The following is a 21163-nucleotide window of genomic DNA, read 5'->3' on the forward strand; positions in this document are numbered from 1 at the left end:
ATGGACGCCGCCCCGGTGGCCACCTTTCCGCGGCGGGGCGGCGCTCCGCGCGCGCGTGCCTTCGTGGCCGAGGGCGGCGGCCTGACCCTCGACGTGTCGGATGCCGGCCTCGGCGGCGCCTGGGCGACGATCCGCTTCCGCGACGCGGGCAGTGCCGGCGTCGCCCGCCTGGTGCTCGCTGCGCTCGTCGCGGGGCCGGACGGCACGCCCGAGCCGATCGCCCTCGCGGAGGCGCCGGCGGGGGGCGACGATTTCGTCTGGACGGGCCGGTTCCCCGAGGGCGTGCGCTCCTTGCGCCTGTCACCCCTGTCCCGCGAGGTGCCGTTCCGGCTCACCGCCTTCGCGGTCCGGCGCCGCGGCCGGATCGCCCTGGTGGCGGGGGCCCTGCGCCGGGACCCGGCCCTGGCGGCGCGGGCGGTGTACTGGCGCGCCCTCGGCCTCAAGGTCCGGGGTCGCGCCCTGCTCCTGCGCGCCCTCGAATACCGGGCCGAGACGGGCTATGCGGCCTGGATCGCCCGGTTCGACACCCTGTCGGACCCGGATCGCCGGCGCATGCGGGACGAGGTCGCGGCCTGGGCCGGGACCGCGCCGCTGATCTCGGTGGTGATGCCGGTCCACGACCCCGACCCGCGCGTCCTGGAGGCGGCGATCCGGTCGGTGCGCGGCCAGATCTATCCGCATTGGGAACTCCGCATCGTCGACGACGCCTCCACCGACCCGGCGATCTCGCGGCTGCTCGTCCGGCATGCCGGCGCGGAGCCGCGCATCCACGTGCAGCGCCGGGCGCAGAACGGCCATATCGCCCGCGCGACGAACGATGCGCTGGCCGAAGCGCGGGGGCGCTTCGTGGCCTTCCTCGACCATGACGACGTCCTGGCCGAGGGCGCGCTCTACCACGTCGCCGCCGCGATCCGCTCGGACCCGGACCTCGTCCTGATCTACAGCGATGAGGACAAGATCGATGGCCGCGGGCGCCGCTTCGAGCCGCATTTCAAGTCCGATTTCGACCGCGAACTCCTCTACGGGCAGAACTACGTCAACCACCTCACGGTGGTACGCGCCGAGGCCGTGCGCGCGGTCGGCGGCCTGCGCCCCGGCTTCGAGGGCAGCCAGGACCACGATCTGCTGCTGCGGCTCACCGCCGGCCTCGACGCGCGCCGCGTCCGCCACATCCCGCGGGTGCTCTATCACTGGCGCGCGGCGGGCGGTTCCGGCACCTTCTCGGACCGGGCCCTGGCACGCACCGAGGATGCCCGGTTGCGGGCCCTGGCGGACATCGCCGCGCCCTCCGGCGCGCGGGCGGAGCGGGGGCCGCTCGGCTTCAACCGGCTGGTGCGGCCCCTGCCCGATCCGGCGCCCCTGGTCTCGGTGATCATCCCGACGCGAGACCGCGCGGACCTGCTGGGCCTGGCCCTCGCGGGCTTGCTCTCGGGAACCGATTACCCGGCGATCGAGGTCGTCGTCATCGACAACGACAGCCGCGAGGCGGCGACCCGCGCGCTGTTCGCCCGCCACGCGGCGGACCCTCGGGTCCACGTCGTTTCGGTGCCGGGGCCCTTCAACTTCTCCGCCCTCTCGAACCGGGGCGCCGCGTCGGCACGGGGGAGCGTCCTCCTCTTCCTCAACAACGACGTCGAGGTGATCGCGCCGGGCTGGCTGCGGGAAATGGTCTCGATCGCCCTCGATCCCAGGATCGGGGCCGTGGGCGCCAAGCTCCTCTACCCCGACCGGACACTTCAGCACGGGGGCATCATCCTGGGCATCGGCGGGGTCGCGGGCCACAGCCATCCCGGCATCCCCGAATCCGAGCCCGGCTATTTCGCCCGCATGGTGCTGACGCAGGAGGTCTCGGCCGTGACCGGGGCGTGCCTCGCGGTGCGAGCGGCGCTGTTCACCGCCTGCGGCGGCTTCGACGCGGACCATCTCGCGGTCGCCTTCAACGACGTCGATCTCTGTCTGCGCCTGCGCGCGGCCGGATACCGCAACGTCTGGACCCCGCACGCGGTGCTGGTCCACCACGAATCGAAGAGTCGCGGGCCGGAGGACACGCCCGAGAAGCGCGCGCGGTTCGAGGGCGAGGTGCGCGTCATGAAGACCCGCTGGGAGAGCCAGTTGAGGTCGGACCCGTACTACAACCCCAACCTTTCACGGGCATCCGGCCGGTTTCGGCTCTGATGGTGCAGTGCGGCATCGATCGTCCGCACCGCAAAGTCGCCGCATTCACGGGCTTTATCGAGAGCGGCCCATCCGCGATGCCGGGCGCATCCACCATGGCAGCGCGTTCGAGCAGGCTTCCCGGGTGGGGACGTTCAAGTCTCGCGTGTCCGGTCCCGGCCGCGACGAGGCATACGTTGCCGATAGTCTTGGCCGCACATCGGCCACTACGGTCGGCGATGGGATTATTAAAGGAAAATTTGGGTGTATTCGCGCAGAATGTGGCCCTGGCGCGGATAGTCTTGGGCGTTCGACTGGTGAATACGTGCAACAGGGGCGGTGCATTCTGCCGATATCCTGTTGGGCGCGCCCTCCCCGGTTGGACACCGACTTGGAGCCATACTAAGGATCGCATGGATCACTCCGGTGGCGCCAGTCGATCTGTCCCCCGTTCAAGAGCGCGTGCGAATCGAACGTGACACAACGTACAGACATCGCGATCGTCGGCCGCGCCTGCCGGCTGCCCGGTGCATCGAGCGTCGAAGGGCTCTGGCAGCTCCTCACGGAGGCACGCTGCGCCGTCGGGCGCATCCCGGATGATCGCTGGTCGCTGGAACGGTTCGGGCATCCGCGGGCCCAGGAGCGCGGCAAGAGCTACACCTGGTCGGCGGGTGTCCTCGACGACATCTGGTCCTTCGATCCCGGCGTGTTCGGCATCTCGCCCCGCGAGGCCGAGCAGATGGATCCGCAGCAGCGCCTGCTGCTGGAACTCACCTGGGAGGCCCTGGAGGATGCGGGCCTGCGTCCCTCGGACGTGGCCGGCAGCCAGATCGGTGTCTTCGTCGGCGCCTCCTCTCTCGATTACGGCAACCTGCGCGTCCTCGACACCTCGTCGGGCGACGCCTACGCGGCCACCGGCAACACGCTCTCGATCCTGTCGAACCGCATCTCGTACATCTACGACCTCAAGGGCCCGAGCTTCACCGTCGACACAGCTTGCTCGTCCTCCCTCGTCGCCCTCGACGCCGCCGTCGCGGCGATTTCCAGCGGACGGATCGACACGGCCGTGGTGGCCGGCGTCAACCTGCTGGCGAGCCCCTTCAACTTCATCTGCTTCTCCAACGCGCAGATGCTCTCCCGCACGGGCCTGTGCCAGGCCTTCTCGTCGAGCGCCGACGGCTACGTGCGCTCCGAGGGCGGCGTCGTCCTCGTGCTGAAATCGGCGCGCGCGGCGATGCGCGACGGCAGCACCGTGCGCGGCGTGATCGCGGCGAGCGGCGTCAACTCGGACGGGCGCACCACCGGCATCTCGCTGCCCTCCGGCTACGCGCAGGGCGCCCTGCTGGAGCAGGTCTACCGCGAGGCCGAGATCGACCTCGACTCCGTGGTCTTCGTCGAGGCCCACGGCACCGGCACCCCCGTCGGCGACCCGATCGAGGCCAGCGCCATCGGCGGCAAGCTCGGACGGCCCCGCAAAGCGCCGCTGCCCATCGGCTCCATCAAGAGCAACATCGGCCACACCGAGCCGGTCTCCGGCCTCGCGGGCCTGCTCAAGGCGAGCCTGGCCCTCGAACACGACCTGTTCCCGACCTCACTGCACGCGGCCGAGCTGAACCCGGACATCCCGTTCCGCGAGCTCAATCTCTCCGTCACGAACAAGCCCCTGCCGCTGCCGCGCACCGGTAAGCCGCGATTCGCCGGCGTGAACTCCTTCGGCTTCGGCGGCACCAACGCGCACATCGTTCTCACGGACGGCGCGGCCGCCGCCGTGCAGGCCCCCGCCTCCGGGGCGGGCCGCACGCCCGAGGTGTTGCTGCTCTCCGCCCAGAGCCGTGCGGCGCTGAACGAACTCGCCCTCGACTATGCCGAGCGCCTCGAAGGTGCCGACGCGGGCCAAGTCGCCCGCATCGCGGGGGCCGCCGCCCATCGCCGCGAGCGCCTGTCCTCGCGCCTCGCCGTGTCCCTCGATGCCGACCTGCCCGGGGTGCTGCGCGCCGTGGGCGAAGCGGAGGACGCCCCGGCCGCCCTCCTCGGCACCGCCGTCGACCGCGCGGCCGAGGTCGCCTTCGTGTATTCGGGCAACGGTAGCCAGTGGGCCGGCATGGGCCGCGAGGCCTATGAGGAGAACGCCGCGTTCCGCACGGCCTTCGACCGGATCGACGCGCTGTTCCTGAAGCTCTCCGACTGGTCGCTGAAGGAGGCCCTCTTCGCCGACGACCTCGAGACGCGCCTCGCGCTGACCCGGGTCTCTCAGCCGCTGATCTTCGCGATCTCCAGTGCCTCGACCACCGCACTGCGGGCGCATGGTCTCAAGCCGAGCTACGTGCTGGGCCACAGCGTCGGCGAGATCGCGGCGGCCGAGGCAGCCGGCATCCTCAGCCTCGAACAGGCCGTGAAGGTCATCTTCTACCGCAGCAAGCACCAGGAGACGACGCGCGGCTTCGGCACCATGGCGGTGCTGCTGGCGCCGGCCGACGAGATCGCGGTCTTCCTGCAGGATTATCCGAGCCTCGACATCGCCGCCTACAACAGCCCCAAGGCCGTCACGGTGGCGGGTCCCGTCGAGGACATCGACGCGGCCATGAAGGCGCTGTCGCGCAAGCGCCGGCGCGGGCGCAAGCTCGACCTGGAATACCCCTTCCACGGTCGCCTGATGAACCCGACCGAGAAGCCCCTGCTGCGGGATCTCGCGGGGCTCAAGCCGCGCGCCGCCACCACCGCCATGATCTCCACGGTCACCGGCACGGTGCTGGCCGGCGAGCAGTTCGGTGCCGGTTACTGGTGGCGCAACATCCGCGAGCCCGTGCGTTTCTGCGAAGCCGTGCAGGAGGCGACCCGCCAGGGCGCCCGCGTCTTCGTCGAGGTCGGTCCGCGCGCCACCCTACTCTCGCATATCGGCGACGCCATCGAGCCGCTGGGCATCGAGAACGCCACCATCGGCGTGCTCCACCGCAAGCCGGCCGGTGCAGACCCGATCGCCCGCGCCGTCGCGGCCGCCCTCGTCCAGGGTGCCGCCGTGGACGAAGACACCGTGTTCGGCGCCAATCCGGCGGGCGACGTGCCGCTGCCGCTCTATCCCTGGCAGCGCCGCCCGTTCCGTCTGGCCGAGACCACCGAGGGCGTCGGCGCCGCGACACCGCGCCCTTACCACCCGCTCTACGGCTCCCGGCTCTCGCCCGACGGCCTCGAGTGGCACGGCCACGTCGACATCGCGACGGTGCCGGACCTCGACGACCACCGCATCGACGGGCAGGCCATCCTGCCGGGCGCGGCCTTCATCGAGATGGCGCTCGGCGTGGCCCGCGAGGCGATGAAGAGCGACACCGTGGTGCTCGCCGAGTTCGAGATCCAGTCGCCGATGGTGTTCGGCGAGGATTCCCTGCGCGAGGTCGCGGTCCGCATCGCCGGCTCCGGCAACGCCATCCAGGTCCTCAGCCGTCCGCGCCTGACCCAGGCCGCCTGGCAGATCCACGCGGCGGCCAAGATCATCGACGGCAGCTTCGATGCGCCCGCCCCGGTCGACATCCACGTGCCCGAGGAGCACGCGGTCGAGGGGGCGGCCCTGTACCGCCTCGCCGCCGCTTCCGGCCTCGGCTTCGGCCCGAGCTTCCGCCAGGTGGCCCTGAGCGCGCGCCTGGACGAGACCACTATCGTCTCCGAGCTGGTGCCGGCCGAGCCCGATGCCCGCTTCGGCCTCGTGCCCGCGCGCCTGGATTCCTGTTTCCACGGCCTGATCCTGCTCTTCGCCGGCCTGATGGGCGAGGGCTCGACCAAGGCCTACGTTCCCGTCCGCTTCGGCGAAATCCGCCTCGTCAAGCCCGGCGCGGTCATCGCGCGGGCGATGATCCGGACCCGGCGCGCCAACGAGCGCAGCATCCTGGCCGATTTCACCCTCGTGGATGAAGAGGGCGAGGTCATCGCTACCCTGCGCGAGGGCCGGTTCCAGGCCCTGCGCGCCAAGAACGGCAGCGATCTGGCCGCCTATGCCATCGCCCAGCGTCCCGAACTTGCCACCGAGCCGACCGCGATCCCCCTGACGCGCGGCGCCCGCATCGCCGATGCGATCCGGCCGGCGGTGAAGGCGGCCTTCGCGGCCTCCGAGGCGCCCCTGGCGCCCGGCCACCTCCTCCTCGAGGGCTGGGCCACCTCGATGGCCTACCGCCTCGCGGAAGGGCTCCAGCGCGCCGGCACCGTCGCCATCGACGAGCGAGTTCCGGAGGCGATGCGTCCCTGGCTCCTGAACGCCCTCCTGGCGCTCGAGAGCAGCGACCTGGCCACCGTCGACGGCGAGCGCTGGATTCTGCGCAAGGACGTCACCCTGCCGGCGCCCGACGAGATCATGCGCTGGATCGCGGCCGACCATCCCGAACTCTCGGCTGAATTGGTGCTCACCGCCGATATCGGCGCCGTCATCGCCCGTCTGCTCGACGGCGGCCTCACCGTCGCCCCGACCCTGTCGCAGAACGCCCTCGACGCGTTCATCCTGCGCAGCGCCACGGCGCGCGCCTCCGCCGACCTCCTGGCCGCCCTGGTCGAATCCGGCCGGAGCGCCCTGCCCCGCGACCGGGCCCTGCGCGTGCTCCAGGTCGGCTTCGGTCCGCTCTCGGCGCAGGCCGCGGGCTTCACCGACGCCGTCGAGGCGCAGCTCACGGTGTTCGAGGCCGACCGGCGCCTGGCCGAGCGCGCCCGCCTCGCCCTGCCGCGCGGCGTCACGATCATCGAGGATCCGGCCGAACTCACGGCGGGGGGCTTCGACGCCATCCTGGCGAGCAACGTCCTGCACCGCTCCGACCGGGCCCTCTTGAACCAGGTCTCCGACGCGCTCGCCACGGGCGGTTTCCTCCTCGCGGTGGAGCCCGGGGCCTCCCTGTTCCGCGACCTCGTCTTCGGCCTCACCCCGGACTGGTTCGACGGCGCCGGCGACCTTCCGGTCGGACGTCTCGACGACATCACCGGCTGGCAGCGCTCCTTGAGCGACACTGGCCTCGTACGGGTGGCGGTGGACCGGGCTGCCTCGGCCAACGGCGACGACCTCCTGTTCATCGCCGAGGCCCCGCCGCGCACGAAGCCCGCCGCCGGGCAGACCTTCGCCTTCGTGATCGGCTCGCACGACGCCGTCGCGGCGGAGACCGCCTCCTCCCTCGCCACCCTGCTGGTGGCCAGCGGCGTCCATGTCTCGATCATCCTCGATTCGGAGCAGTCCCTGCTCGAACTGGAGCGCGAGACGCCGGACACGGTGGTGTTCCTGGCCGGTGCCTTCAACCACGCGGGCTCGGCTGCCGACCGCCTGCGCGAGCGCTGCCTCAGCCTGAAGCGCTGCGTCGAGCATCTCGGCAGCCGCCAGACCCGGCTCTGGGTCGTCTGCCCCGGCGCCACCCGCGACGGGGGCGACGCCACCGGCTCGGTGGAGGCCGGCGTCTGGGCCTTCAGCCGGACTTTGGCCAACGAGGTCGCCAACCTCGACGTGCGCCGGATCGACCTCGCCGAGGCACTCTCGACAAAGGCCGCTGCCGAGCGCCTGCGCGACCTCATCCTCTCCGGCACGGCCGAGACCGAGATCATTCTCGACGCCGACGGCACCCGCGTGATCCGGTTCGCGCCGGGCCAGCGCGCCCGCCGCCCCGCCGCCGACGCGGTGCCGGCCGTCGCCGCCCGCCTGGAGCGCAGCAACACCGGCGGTCTCAACGAGATGGCCTGGGGGCCGGCGGAGCGCCGCGCGCCGGGTCACGGCGAGGTGGAGATCGCGGTCGAGGCCACCGGCCTCAACTTCCGCGACGTGCTCTGGGCGCTCTCCATGCTGCCCGAGGAGATCCTGGAGGACGGCTTCGCCGGCCCCCGCCTCGGTCTCGAAGTCGCCGGGCGCGTGCTCTCGGTGGGCAAGGGCGTTGCAGCCTTCAAGCCGGGCGACCGCGTCGTCGCCTTCGCACAGTCCGGCTTCGCCACGCACGTGGTCGTGCCCGAGCTCGTGGTGGCGCCGAGCCCGCCCGGACTCGACGCGCAGGCCGCCGCCACCGTGCCGGTGGCCTTCCTGACCGCCTATTACGGCCTCGTCAGCTGCGCCCGCCTGCGCCGGGGCGAGTGGGTGCTGGTGCATGGCGGCGCCGGCGGCGTCGGCCTCGCGGCACTCCAGATCGCCAAGCTCAAGGGCGCGCGCGTCATCGCCACCGCCGGGTCGCGGGAGAAGCGCGCCCTGGTCAAGGCGCTGGGGGCCGAGCACGTGCTCGACTCGCGTTCGCTGGCCTTCGTGGACGAGGTCCGCCGCATCACCGGCGACGGTGTCGGCGTAGTGCTCAACAGCCTGTTCGGCGAGGCGATGGAGCGCAGCCTCAACGTCCTCAAGCCGTTCGGCCGCTTCATCGAGCTGGGCAAGCGCGATTACGTCGCCAACACCCATATCGGCCTGCGCCCCTTCCGCCGGAACCTCTCCTATTTCGGCGTCGACCTCGATCAGGTGCTCCAGCACCAGGGTGAGGACGGCGCCCGGCTGTTCCGCGAGGTCATGGCGCTGTTCAAGGAGGGCGGCCTGAAGCCCCTGCCCTTCCAGCCCTTCACGGCGGACGAGGTCTCGGACGCCTTCCGGCTGATGCAGCAATCGGGTCACGTCGGAAAGATCGTCATCGCGCCGCCGAAGCCCGGCAGCGTGATGCAGGCCGAGACATCCGCCTTCTCGATCTCGCCGGAGGGGGTCCACCTCGTCACCGGCGGCCTCGGCGGCTTCGGCATCGAGGCGGCCCGCTGGCTGGCCGACCGGGGCGCGAAGCACATCGTCCTCGTCGGCCGCAACGGGGCGGCAAGCCCCGAGGCCAAGCAGGTGGTGGCCGATCTCGGCGGACGCGGCGTCAACGTCGCGGCGATGGCCTGCGACATCACCAGCCGCAAGGCGGTGGACGGCCTCGTGGCCGAAGTGGAGCGCAACGGCCGGCGCCTCGCCGGCGTGATCCACGGCGCGATGGTGCTGCAGGACGGCCTCATCGCCAACATCGATGCCGCCGCCCTCGACGCGGTCATCCGCCCGAAGGTGATCGGCGCCGAGAACCTCGACGCGGCGACACGGGGACGCGCCCTCGATTACTTCGTGATGTTCTCCTCGGCCACGACCTTCATCGGCAACCCCGGCCAGGGCGCCTACGTCGCGGCCAACGGCTTCATGGAGGGCCTCGCCCGCCGCCGCCGCAAGGCCGGCCTGCCGGCGCTCGCCGTCGCCTGGGGCGCCATCGGCGATGTCGGGGTGCTGGCCCGCAACCGCGCGGTCATGGAGACCTTGGCGGGCCGCGTCGGCGTCACGCCGATGGATGCCCGCCACTGCCTCGACCTCATGGCCGACGCTCTGCAGGGCCAGGGCAGCAGCCCGGACGACGCCGTGATCGCCATCGCCTCCATGCACTGGGGCAAGGCGCGCGAGCGCCTCGCCACCATGAAGAGCCCGAGCTACGCCGAGCTCGGCTCCGATCAGCAGATGGAAGCCGGCACGGTGGCGGCCATCAATATCGGGATGCTCCTGAAGACCCAGGACATCGACGCGGTTCGCAAGACGGTGGCCGACGCCATCGTGGAGGACATCGCCCGCATCCTGCGCCTGCCCAAGGACGACATCAGCCGCGTGCGCCAGCTCTCCGAAATCGGCCTCGATTCGCTGATGGGCGTGGAACTCGGCGCTAGCCTGCAGGAGCGCTTCGCCCTCGAGGCGCCCCCCTCCGGCATCTCGTCGGGGCTGACCGTCAACGAGCTGACCGAGACCCTGATCCAGTCGATCTCGGCCCCGGTCGACGAGGCGGCGGCGGCGGTGATGAGCCTGGCTCAGCGCCACGCCAGCGAGGGCGTCGACGTGCGCACCCTCGAGCCCTTCCACGCCCTGGTGGAAGAGAACAGCCTCGTGATCAAAGAAATCCTGCCTTGAGCGCAGCTTCGAAAGTACCCGCATGAGCAACCCCGCGAGACCGGACGGCGGACGCGCGGCCCTGGCGGGCTTCGTCACGAACCGCATGGGGCGCAGCGCCAGCCGGCCGGCTCCGGCCCGGACGGCCCAGCGTCCCTCGAGCGATCCGTCCGTCCAGAACTTCGAATCCCTGCCGGGCTATCGGGAATTGCGCCTCCAGCGCTCGGCGGCCGACCTGATCGGCCTCGGCAATCCGTTCTTCCGGGTGCACGAGACCCGGGCCAGCGCCACGACCCGCATCGACGGCAAGTCGTTCATCAATTTCTCGTCCTACGACTACCTCGGGCTCAACGGGCATCCGGACGTGAACGCGGCGGCGGCCCGTGCCATCGAGATCTACGGCACCTCGGCCTCCGCGAGCCGGATCGTGGCCGGCGAGCGCCCGGGCCACCTCTCCCTGGAGAAGGCGCTCGCCGAGCACTACGACACCGAGGCCTGCGTGGTGATGGTGAGCGGGCACGCCACCAACGTCACCACGATCGGCGCCCTGCTCGAACCCGGCGACGTGATATTCCACGATGCGCTAAGCCACAACAGCATCGTCACGGGGGCGCAGCTCTCCGGTGCGCAGCGCCGCTCGTTCTCGCACAACGACCTCGACGCCCTGGAGACCCTGCTGGGCGCCACGCGCCATGAGCACCGCCGGGCGCTCATCGTGGTCGAGGGCCTCTACAGCATGGACGGCGACGCACCGGATCTGGCCGCCCTCATCAGCCTGAAGCAGCGCTACGATTGCTGGCTCATGGTCGACGACGCCCACGGCCTCGGCGTCCTCGGACGCACGGGCATCGGTCTCGCGGAGCATTGCGACGTCGATCCGCGCGGGGTCGACATCTGGATGGGCACGCTCTCGAAGACGCTGTCCACCTGCGGCGGCTACATCGCCGGCCCGGCGCCGCTGATCGAATACCTGAAATGCACCGCCGGCGGCTTCATCTTCAGCGTCGGCATCTCGCCGCCGCTCGCCGCCGCCGCAGAGGCCGCCCTCGAAATCATGCATGCCGAACCGCACCGGGTGGAACGCCTGCGTCAGAACGGCCACCTGTTCCTGTCCTGCGCCAAGAAGCACGGCCTCGATACGGGCACGAGCCTCGGCCTCGCGGTCATCCCGGTCATCATCGGTGATTCCCTGAAGTCGGTGACCCTGTCGGACCGCCTGTTCAAGCGCGGCATCAACGTGCAGCCGATCATCCACCCGGCGGTGCCGGAGCGCTCGTCGCGCCTGCGCTTCTTCATGACCTCGGAGCATACGCCGGAGCAGATCCGCGAGACCGTGGATGCGGTCGCCGAGGAACTCGCGGCGATCGAGAAGGGCGGCTCGCTCATCGAGCAGCTGATGGCCAAGCGCGGCAAGCCGTAGGCTCTCGGTGCGGCGCCCGCCCAGCATGCGTTAAATTTTAAGCATCGGCGCCCGGCGCCGGTGCTTTTTTACGCGTGTCGCCCGCGTGCGGCGGATTGCCCTCGGGCCCTGAACAGGAGACGATCCCCTCGCCATCTCATGTCTCAGTCGCCTCCGGAACCCGGCCCGGGATGCGGCGTTCGTCCCAAGCCCGTCGGTCAGGAGCCCATGATGAGACAATCGACTGCCGCTTCCATCGTGCGTCGCCTGATCAAAACCGTCGCCGAGGCCAGCCGGTCGTTCATCGGTTCGGTGGTCGAGGGTGCGATGCCGGCGCCGCAGCCGGTTCCCGTGCGGGTCCGCGCCGGGCGCCAGCGCCGCTGAGGCGCCTCGGTCGCGCGTCGTCGCGGCCTCGACGGATCGTGACGGGCGTCAGGCGCCCGTTATCGTATCAAACAGAAGCTTCACGTTCAGCGCGACGATGATGGTCGCGATCGCCCAGGCCAGGACCTTGAGCCAGCCCGGAATCACGTGAGGGCCCATCTTGCCCTTGTTCGAGACGAAGCCGACGAGCGGGATCACCGCGAACGGCAGCTGCATCGACAGCACCACCTGACTGAGCACCAGCAGACGCGCCGTGCCCTGCTCTCCGTAGAGGGCGGTCACCCCCACCACCGGCACGATGGCGATGCCCCGGGTGATGAGGCGGCGGGCCCAGTCGGGAATGCGCAGACGCAGGAAACCTTCCATTACGATCTGTCCGGCGAGCGTCGCCGTCACCGTGGAGTTGAGGCCCGAGGCCAGCAGCGCCACCGCGAACAGCGTCGAGGCGATCCCGGCGCCGAGGAGCGGCGAGAGCAACTCGTAGGCCTGCTCGATCTCCTGTACGTCGGTGCGTCCTTGCGCGTGGAACACCGAGGCCGCCATGATCAGGATCGCGGCGTTGACGAAGAGGGCCAGCATCAACGCGATGGTGGAATCCGTCACCGCGAAGCGGATCGCGCCCCGGCGCCCGGCCTCGTCGCGCGGATAAGCGCGCGTCTGCACGATCGAGGAGTGCAGGTAGAGATTGTGCGGCATCACCGTGGCGCCGATGATTCCGATGGCGATGTAGAGCGCCGCCGGGTTCGTCACGATCTCGGCGGTTGGCAGGAAGCCCCCGAGGATCGCCTGGATCGGCGGCGCCGCGAGCGCGATCTGGACGCCGAAACACACGAAGATGACCGCCAGCAGCGCGATCACGAAGGCTTCCAGAGCCCGGAAGCCGCGCCGCATCAGCAGCAGGATCAAGAACACGTCGAGGGCCGTGATGGTCGCGCCGAGGACCAGGGGAATCCCGAACAGCAGTTTCAGCGCGATGGCGGTGCCGATGACTTCGGCAAGGTCGCAGGCGATGATCGCGGCCTCGCAGGCGATCCAGAGCAGCAGGCTGACCGGGCGCGGATAATGGTCGCGGCAGGCCTGCGCGAGGTCGCGGCCGGTGGCGATGCCGAGGCGCGCGGCGAGCGCCTGCAGCACGATCGCCATCAGGTTCGAGAGCAGGATGACGGCGAGAAGGGTGTAGCCGAACTGCGCGCCCCCCGCGATGTCGGTGGCCCAGTTGCCCGGGTCCATGTAGCCGACCGAGACCATGTAGCCCGGGCCGATGAAGGCGAGGAGCCGGCGCAGCCAGGAGCCCCCCGCCCGCACCGGCACGCTGGCATTCATGCGCCCGAGACTGGGCTGCGCGCCCGTCGCGTCGTCGAACCTCCAGGAGGCCCGCGGCTCCGCCACGGTCTCTGGGGTCGTCACCTGTTCGTTGAAAGCCATGCCCACGCTTGCCGTTCGCCGAGACGGGATCGAGCGCGCCGAGCGGTCGAATGGTCACGGTCCGAGGCGTTATAGCAGAGGCTATACTAAGAGCAACGGGCTAAGTGGCGCGCACGAAACGCCCGCCGCTCCGTCGCGCGCGGGACGAAAATCGACCGCAGCCGGGAGGTTTCGTGAGGCGTCGGCCGCCCGGCGCCGTCACGAGGCCAGCGTCTGCAGATTCCGATCGATGGCCGCGACTCCGTGCGCTGCGGTCTGCATGCTCATGGAGATCTCGCACGTCACCGCGCTCTGTTCCTCGACCGCCGAGGCGACGCCGGTCACGAAGCCCCGGACCGCGTCGATGGACTGGCCGATGGCGGTCAGCGCTCCGACCACGTCGCCGGAGATCGACTGCATCGCCTTGATGTCCTCCGCGATGCGGGCGGTGGCGCTCGTCACCTGGTTGGAGAGGTTCTTCACCTCACCGGCGACCACCGCGAAGCCGCGCCCGGCTTCACCCGCGCGGGCCGCCTCGATGGTGGCATTCAGCGCCAGGAGGTTGATCTGCCCGCCGACACCCTGGATGAGCTGAACGATACCATTCATCGAGCTTGCCGCGTCCGCGAGCTGGCCCGTCGCGTGGTCGGCGGTCTTGGCGCGGTCGTCCATGTCGTCGACCTCCTGGCGGGACCGCGCAAGGCTGCTGGCGATCTCGCTGATCGAGGCGTTCAGCTCCTCGGCCGCCGCCGCGACGGTCTGGACGTTGGTCAGGGTCTGCCCCGAGGCGTGAGCCGCATCGATCTGCGAGCGCATCCGTCCGGTGATGTCGGTGGCGAACTTCACCACCTTGAACGGGCGGCCGGCGAGGTCGAAGATCGGGTTGTAGGAGGCCTGGATCCAGATGTCCCGGCCGCCCTGGCCGACGCGCTGGAAGATGCCGGACTGGAACTCACCCCGGCCCAGGGCGGCCCAGAAGTCACCGTAGGCGGCCGAGGCCGCGTAGGCCGGGTCCACGAACATCCGGTGGTGGCGCCCCCGGATCTCGCTTAGCCCGTAGCCGAGGACGTCGAGGAAGTTCGTGTTGGCGTCGAGGACGGTCCCGTCGAGGTCGAAGTGGATCACGCCCTGCGAGCGGCCGATGGCCTCGACCTGTCCCTGCATCTCGGCATTGCGGACCTTCACGGCGGTGATGTCGGTGGCGTATTTGACGACCTTGATCGGCCGGCCCGACGGGTCGAAGACCGGATTGTAGTTCGCCTGGAGCCAGATTTCGCGCCCGTCGCGTCCGACGCGGCGGAACTCGCCGGCCTGGAAGCTGCCGCGGCCCAGGGTTTCCCAGAACGCGCGATAGGTCGCCGAGTCCCGGTCCTGCGGGGTCACGAACACCCGGTGGTGCTGGCCCTTCACCTCCGCGAGGCTGTAGCCGACCAGGTTCAGGAAGTTGCCGTTGGCCGTCAGGATCGTCCCGTCGAGGCCGAACTCGATCACGCCCTGCGAACGGTCGATCGCCTCGATCTGGCTTAGGGTGTCGGCGCTGCGCATCTTCTCGGCGGTTATGTCGGTGGCGAACGCGACCACCGCGATGGCGCGTCCGTCCGAGCCCAGGATCGGATTGTAGCTCGCCTGGAGCCAGATCTCGCGCCCGTCCTTGCCGAGGCGGCGATATTCGCCGCGCTGGAACGCGCCCTTGGCCAATTCCGCCCAGAAGGCCCGGTAGGCGGCACTCTCGTGCTCGGCGGGGTCGACGAAGAGGTTGTGGTACCGCCCCCGGATCTCGTCGAGGCTGTAACCCATCGTCGCCAGGAAGTTGGAGTTCGCGGTGACGATAGTCCCGTCCAGCTTGAACTCGATGACGGCCTGCGAGCGGTCCAGGGCCTGGAGTTTCGCCGATGACCCGCGATTGAAGAACGTCATGGCTTGGATTCCTGGTTCGCACGCGCCGTACGCGCTCGGAGCCGAGTGTTTGAAGGAGGGTTGAATGATCCCGGTGTACGACCACACGGGACACGAAAGACGCCCTGGGGCGTTCGATTTCGTGGCATCAGGGAAGTGGTGTGGGTTTATTGAACGAGGATCGTGAAACTGCGGCCAAGTCGATTCAAACCCAAGATCATGGGTGTGGTGGCTGTTCCGCTGCTTCCTGCGGCCCGTCTCGCGAGCACTCAGGCTCCGGTGACGGATCGGTCACATCAGGCTCCCCCGGTCTCGGAGCGGTTCGGTCGGGCCGGATGCTCCGTCCCCGCCATCCAAGCCTCGGCGACCATTCCGCAGCTTCGCTCTTGAGTACGAGTAAAGCGTCGGTTCGATTAAGATTCACTGAAGGCCATTGGTTCGACAAATATAGCATCGATCGATCCTTGATCACATGCGCGTGATGAGCGGCATATCAAGTATTGATGTAATTATTCGCACTGTGATCGAATATTGCTTAGACCTTCGGCGAAATTTGGGTCGCATGATCGCGCTGCACCCCGCACAGCTCAAATGTTCGCCGCAGTGCAGGGGCTTGTTTCAGGCGTGATCATGGGTCGCCCGCGTCGCTCGGATGCGATTCGCGGTGGTCGGACCCACCGCGCTGCACGCCCAGCCCAGGGAGATGTGGCCCTCGCGAGCCGATGTGGCTCACGAGGGCTGTCGACCGGCGGCCTCAGGCGGCGCGCGGACCCGACAGTGACGCTGGCGCCATCACGTAGGTGTTGCGGCCCCCGCCCTTGGCCTCGTAGAGGGCCGCGTCGGCGGCGGCGACGAGGCCCTGCGCCGAGCCCGTGCCGGGCGACAGGCAGGCGACCCCGAGGCTCACGGTGACCACCCCGTGGGGGTTCGCCGCGTGCGGCAGGGCGCTGGCGATGACGGCGGCCCGGATGCGCCGCGCCGCCGCTTCGGCTTCGATCCATGTGGTCTCGGGCAGGATCGCGGCGAATTCCTCGCCGCCGATCCGGCACAGGGTCGCGCCGGGCCGGGCGGCCGCCCTGACCAGAGCCTCGGCGATCGTCCGCAGGGCCGTGTCGCCGCGCTGGTGGCCGTAGCAATCGTTGAAAGCCTTGAAGGCGTCGGCATCGAGGAGGATCAACGCCAGGGGATGCCCCGTGCGCTGGGCCCGGCGCAGGTCGCGCGCCAGCACCTCGTCGAACCGGCGCCGGTTGTTAAGGCCGGTCAGGGGATCGGTGACCGCGAGCTGGCGCAGTTCGTCGTTGAGGCGGGCGGTGGCCTCCTCGGCCTTCCGGCGCTGGATGAGCTCGCGCCGCAGCAGGGCCGTGAGGACCAGGGTGGCGCCGCACAGGATCAGGACGATGCCGCCCAGGGCGATCGCCTTGCGCCACCATGCGGCGTAGATCGTCTCCAGGGGGACCGACAGGCTGACGACCAGGGGCAGGTCGCCGACCTGCGAGAAGGCGAAGCGCCGCTCATCCTGGCCGATCATGGCCGTGCCGTCGAACAGACCCTCGCGCGCGGCGCGCATGGTCTGGAAGCTCGGCGACTGCGCGACGTTGGTCCCCACGCCCGGCCGGGGGTCCCGCATTAGAATGGTGCCGTCCAGGGTGAGCAGGCTGATGGCATCGCCGGCCTGGCGGCCGGCGGTCGCGAACAGTTGTTCGAAGTGGTCGAGGAAGATCACGCCCACCACAACGCCCGCGAAGCTGCCGTCCGGATGCGAGACCCGGCGGCTCAGGGGCAGGCCCCACCGCCCGGAGCTGCGAGACAGGATCGCCTTGCCGATGAAGAGGTCCGGGCTCGGGTCGCGCAGATGATGCTGGAAGTATTCCCGGTCCCGCGCGTTGAACGGCGCCATCGGGCGCGAGGTCAGGATCGGGCTGCCCTCGGAATCCAGCAGGGCGATCAGGCCGAAATTCGTGGCCGTCGCGGCCCGGTCGAACAGGATCATGTGGCGCAGCTCCGGATCCGCTTCGCGAACCCGCTGCTCCTTCATGCCGTCGACGATGCCCCGCAGGGAGAGGTCGTAGAGCTCGACGTTGCGGGCGATGTCGCGCGCCATCAGGGTCACGAGGCTGCGCGCCGTGACCTTGGCGCGCTCGTCGATCTCGCGGCGCATCTCGAGGAGCATGACCGCGCACACGCCACAGAGGGCGGCCGCCACCAGGGCGTTGAACAGAACCAGCCAGGCCGCCGATGGAACCAGCCGGCGCATCCGTCTGCGCAGGGCGCGGTATGTCGGCAAGGTCTCTCGCAAGAAGGGGACGGACATCGGCTGCCGGGTGATGATCTGGCCCGGACCATGACTCGGCATGGGTTGACGAAACCTTCGCGGAATCATGCGCCCGCAGGATCATGTGCGCACGGGATCGTGCAGCCGCAAAATCGTGCGCCGGAATGCCGCGTCTCGGTGGTCTGACGCCATTGCCCTCGGGTGGGGATGCTGTGTAGCTGATCGGCGACGCCTTCGAGGGGGAGCGCTCGGGATGGATTGGCAGCGTCTGGCGCCCGCGCGCACGCGCAAGCAGATGGCGGTGACGGCCCTGGCGGGCCTGCTGCTCGGCCTCGGTGGGGTCACGGCCGGCACCGGCCTCGTCCAGGCCTCCGAGCGCGGGGGCCTGTTCGACTTCTTCGAATCGATCTTTCGCGGGCCCGCCCCCGAGCCCATGGCGGCGCCGGTGCGGCGGCGTCCCGCCCATTACGCCTCCCTGCCCGATGCCCGCCGGGTAACCGCGGTGCGGGTGGTACGACAGACCCCGCGCGTGCGGGAGCAGGTCCGGCTCCCGCGGCCCCTCCGGCAAGCCCGCACCCGGGTGCCCGAGACGCCGGTGGCGGGATTCGGGGATGCCGTCCTCGGAGCCCGCACCGTCTGCGTGCGCGCCTGCGACGGCTACCTCTTCCCCGTGGGCCGTCTCGCTGCGCGCGCCGATTTGCCGGTGCACGAGGCCGCCTGCACGGCGGCCTGCCCGAATGCCCCGACCAGCCTCTTCACTCTGGGCGCGCACGAGACCGAGATGGACCGGGCGGTCGGCCTCGACGGTCGGCCCTACCGCAGCCTTGCGGTGGCCAACCTCTACCGCACCAAGCGGGTGGCGCAGTGCGCGTGCCAGCCGGAGGGGCGCGCCGCGATCCCCCTGCCTCTCGCCCAGGACCGCACTCTGCGGGCCGGCGACGTGGTCGCCACCGCCGCCTCCGCCGCCATCGTGACGCAGGCCCGGGACGGCGGCCTCACGGTGGTGGATTTCCGCGAGGCCCGCGGCCTGTCTCGGCGGGCCCGGCGGGCGATCGACGCCAAGGTCGACGTGATCCGCCGCGAGGCCGATGTCCGAGCCTTCCGCAACGCGATGCGCCGCGCCGACCGGGCCTCGCGCATCCGCCTCGCATCCGGCGCCGGCTTCCAGTCGGCGCCGCCGATCGAGGTCGAGCCGGCCTTCGCCCCGGCGCGCGCGCCGGCCGGTCCCCGGGTCGTGATGGCCTCGCCCTTCGTGTACTGAGCCGCGCCCCGCGTTGTCGGGGGCGCGGCGATCCTCTAGGGCGACAGGCTGACCCGCCTTCGAGCCCGGAATCCGGCATGCGCGAATCCCAGGACGAACCCGGCCCGCAGAATGAACCGGCCCCACGGGACGAACCCGCCTTCGAGGCGGCACTTCCCCCGAGCGGCGAGACCGTCCGGCTTTCGCCCCTGGTCCGGCGCCGGGTCGCCCCCAATGGCGGTCCCTTCACGGCGAGCGGCACCTGCAGCTACATCGTCGGGACCGACGAGGTCGCGGTCATCGATCCAGGGCCGGAGGATGCGTCGCACATCGCGGCCCTGGAGGCGGCCTGCGCGGGGCGCCGCCTCGTCGCCATTCTGGTGACCCACACCCACCGGGACCATTCGCCCGGCGCGCGCCTGCTCCAGGCCCGGACCGGCGCCCCGATCCTCGGCTGCGGGCCGCACCGGGCGGCGCGGGCTCTGGCGGAGGGCGAGGTCGCGCATCTCGACGCCAGTGCCGACCGCGCCTACCGGCCCGACCGGGAACTGGGCGACGGCGAGACCGTGGCGGGCGCGGGCTGGACCCTGGAGGCCGTCGCGACCCCCGGCCACACCATGAACCACCTCGCCTTCGCCCTGCCCGAGGAGGCGCTGCTATTCTCCGGCGACCACGTCATGGCCTGGTCGACGAGCATCGTCGCCCCGCCCGACGGCGCGATGAACGCCTACATGGATTCCCTGGAGCGCCTGCGCACCCGTGCGGAGACGACCTACTGGCCCGGCCACGGCGGCCCGGTGCGCGATCCGCGTCGCTTCGTGCGTGGGCTCGCGGCCCATCGCCGGCAGCGCGAGGCCTCGATCCGCGCGCGGATCGAGGCGGGCGACCGCGACATCCCGGCCATCGTGGGGGCCATCTACCAGGGGCTGGCCCCCGGCCTGCGGGGGGCGGCCGCCCTGTCGGTCCTCGCCCACCTGGAGGATCTCGTCGCGCGCGGCGTGGTCGTCAGCGACGGGTCCCCCCGGATCGAGGGGCGCTACGCGCCCGCTTGATCCCGGTTCACTTCAGCGCGATGGCCAGGTTGGCGACTTCGTCGAGATAGGCCCGGATGCGGTCGGCGTTGCTGCCGAAGTCGCGGGTGCCGAGGCGGGAGGCCGAGCGCACGTCGATGCGGGCGCCGTCCGCCCGGGGATGGACGCGCACGGTGACGTCGTCGGCGAGGTTCAGGATGGGGCCGCGCGAGACCGCCTCGATGCGCCCGTTGCCGACGCGTCCGCCGGGGCGGATCGCCTCCACGATCTGCCAGCGCCGGTTCACCGCCGCCTTGCGGGCGAGTTCGAACGCCTCGTCGGCGTCGAGGTCGAGGGTCAGGGGCGCGATCTGCGGATAGGCCGCGCGCTGGGCGGTGCGTGCGGCCGGGCCGGGGTCGGGCGGGTAGCGCCCGTCGCGGGCCGCGAAGGCGACCCGCGAGCGCGAGAAGGCGGGCGGGTTGTCGACGTCGGTCGTAACATCCGCGATCGCCGGCAGCGCCAAGCCCCGCAGGGCCGCGAAGGCCGGATAGGCCAGGACGAGGCTGGCCAGGAACAGCCCCGCCAGGGCCGCACCGAGGCCGCGCGCGCCCTCGCGCCAGACGCGCACGAAGGCCACGAGGGCGAGGAACACCGCCACCCCCGCTAATACGAAGCCAGCGCCGAGGGTCGCCAGGGCGGGGCCCGCCTCGGCGCGCGGGTCGCGCACCAGCACCAGGGCGAACAGGGTGACGAGCAGGGCCAGCACCGCCAGGGTCCGCGAGACCGGGCCGGCGCGGGTGACGGGATCCTCGTAGGGCAGGCGACGCATGCTGGGGTGAGATTCGCTGTCCGGACGATCCACGGGGCCGAGCCTGGGAGGCCGGTCCCGGCAAGCTTTACCGGTCTGCGCCGTCCCGCGCCACCCGCCCTGTCCCGCCCGTCGCTATTCGCACCGCTTTCGGCGGGCGGGGCCGGTCTGCTATAGCGGGCGCCGACATGCCCGCTCCCGCGCCCGCCCAGATCCCCGCCGAGGCCGCCGATCCGCTGCGGGTCTGGTTCCGCTTCATCCGCCTCAACCGCCGCGTCACCGCCGCGATGGCGGCGGAACTGCGCGGGCTCGGGCTCTCGATCCCGCAATTCGACGCGCTCTCCACCCTCACCGAGCGCGAGGGGATGACGCAGCAGGACCTCGCGGCCCGGCTCTACGTCACCAAGGGCAACGTCTCGGGGCTGATCGACCGCCTCGTGGAGGCCGGCCTCGTGGAGCGCCGGCCGATCCCGGGGGACCGGCGCTCGCACGCCCTCCACCTCACGGCGGCCGGCGCGGATCTCGCGACCCGCGGGATTGTGGCGCAGAAGGCCTACGTGGCCCGCACCCTCGGGCAATTGCCGGAGGGGGACATCGCGGATTTCGAGCGCCTCGTCCTGAAGTGGCGCGACCTCGCACGGGAGCAGCCGCTGCCGGACGAGCCCGCCTAGGGTGCATTCCGACGAAGCGGAAGCGGGTTCGTCACGAAGATGTGCGACG

At 70.9% G+C, this 21163-nt stretch carries 11 protein-coding genes; 7 read left to right on the plus strand and 4 right to left on the minus strand.

Annotated features, from left to right (window positions below):
* From MFF30_RS05475 to MFF30_RS05490, 4 genes are all read left to right on the plus strand, one after another.
* Entirely contained in the window at positions 1-2175 is a 2175-nt protein-coding gene (locus tag MFF30_RS05475; RefSeq protein ID WP_238277596.1) for a glycosyltransferase family 2 protein, read from the plus strand.
* A 454-nt stretch (positions 2176-2629) separates the two neighbouring features.
* Positions 2630-10051, plus strand: coding sequence for a type I polyketide synthase (locus MFF30_RS05480; protein ID WP_238277598.1), 7422 nt, complete (start codon positions 2630-2632; stop codon positions 10049-10051).
* A 22-nt stretch (positions 10052-10073) separates the two neighbouring features.
* A complete protein-coding gene (locus MFF30_RS05485) occupies positions 10074-11450 on the plus strand; it encodes an aminotransferase class I/II-fold pyridoxal phosphate-dependent enzyme (protein ID WP_238277599.1) in 1377 nt (458 codons plus the stop codon).
* 210 nt (positions 11451-11660) lie between these two features.
* Positions 11661-11813 (plus strand): hypothetical protein, encoded by a 153-nt coding sequence (locus MFF30_RS05490; protein WP_238277601.1) that lies wholly within the window; start codon positions 11661-11663, stop codon positions 11811-11813.
* Between the two features lie 48 nt (positions 11814-11861).
* Here the strand turns inward: MFF30_RS05490 and MFF30_RS05495 are convergent, their stop codons facing one another.
* From MFF30_RS05495 to MFF30_RS05505, 3 genes are all read right to left on the minus strand, one after another.
* Entirely contained in the window at positions 11862-13238 is a 1377-nt protein-coding gene (locus MFF30_RS05495) for an Nramp family divalent metal transporter (protein ID WP_283205864.1), read from the minus strand.
* A 198-nt stretch (positions 13239-13436) separates the two neighbouring features.
* On the minus strand, positions 13437-15134 hold the full coding sequence (locus MFF30_RS05500) for a methyl-accepting chemotaxis protein (RefSeq protein ID WP_238277602.1): 1698 nt from the start codon (positions 15132-15134) through the stop codon (positions 13437-13439).
* A 733-nt stretch (positions 15135-15867) separates the two neighbouring features.
* Positions 15868-17397: a sensor domain-containing diguanylate cyclase gene (locus tag MFF30_RS05505; RefSeq protein WP_238277604.1), complete on the minus strand. Its 1530-nt coding sequence runs from the start codon at positions 17395-17397 to the stop codon at positions 15868-15870.
* 241 nt (positions 17398-17638) lie between these two features.
* Between MFF30_RS05505 and MFF30_RS05510 the strand changes: the two genes are divergently transcribed.
* Both MFF30_RS05510 and MFF30_RS05515 read left to right on the plus strand, forming a co-directional pair.
* Positions 17639-18646: a DUF2865 domain-containing protein gene (locus MFF30_RS05510; RefSeq protein ID WP_238277606.1), complete on the plus strand. Its 1008-nt coding sequence runs from the start codon at positions 17639-17641 to the stop codon at positions 18644-18646.
* A 77-nt stretch (positions 18647-18723) separates the two neighbouring features.
* The gene (locus MFF30_RS05515) at positions 18724-19677 is read left to right on the plus strand and encodes an MBL fold metallo-hydrolase (RefSeq protein ID WP_238277608.1); all 954 of its coding nucleotides are present in this window, start codon (positions 18724-18726) and stop codon (positions 19675-19677) included.
* Between the two features lie 7 nt (positions 19678-19684).
* Here MFF30_RS05515 and MFF30_RS05520 read toward each other — a convergent pair whose 3' ends face one another.
* Positions 19685-20464 (minus strand): DUF1499 domain-containing protein, encoded by a 780-nt coding sequence (locus MFF30_RS05520; protein WP_238277609.1) that lies wholly within the window; start codon positions 20462-20464, stop codon positions 19685-19687.
* Between the two features lie 167 nt (positions 20465-20631).
* On the opposite strand from MFF30_RS05520, the gene MFF30_RS05525 reads away from it, so the two are divergent.
* A complete protein-coding gene (locus tag MFF30_RS05525) occupies positions 20632-21114 on the plus strand; it encodes a MarR family winged helix-turn-helix transcriptional regulator (RefSeq protein ID WP_238277612.1) in 483 nt (160 codons plus the stop codon).
* Positions 21115-21163: the final 49 nt, after the last annotated feature.

The organism is Methylobacterium goesingense, assembly GCF_022179225.1.
GTDB lineage: Bacteria > Pseudomonadota > Alphaproteobacteria > Rhizobiales > Beijerinckiaceae > Methylobacterium > Methylobacterium goesingense.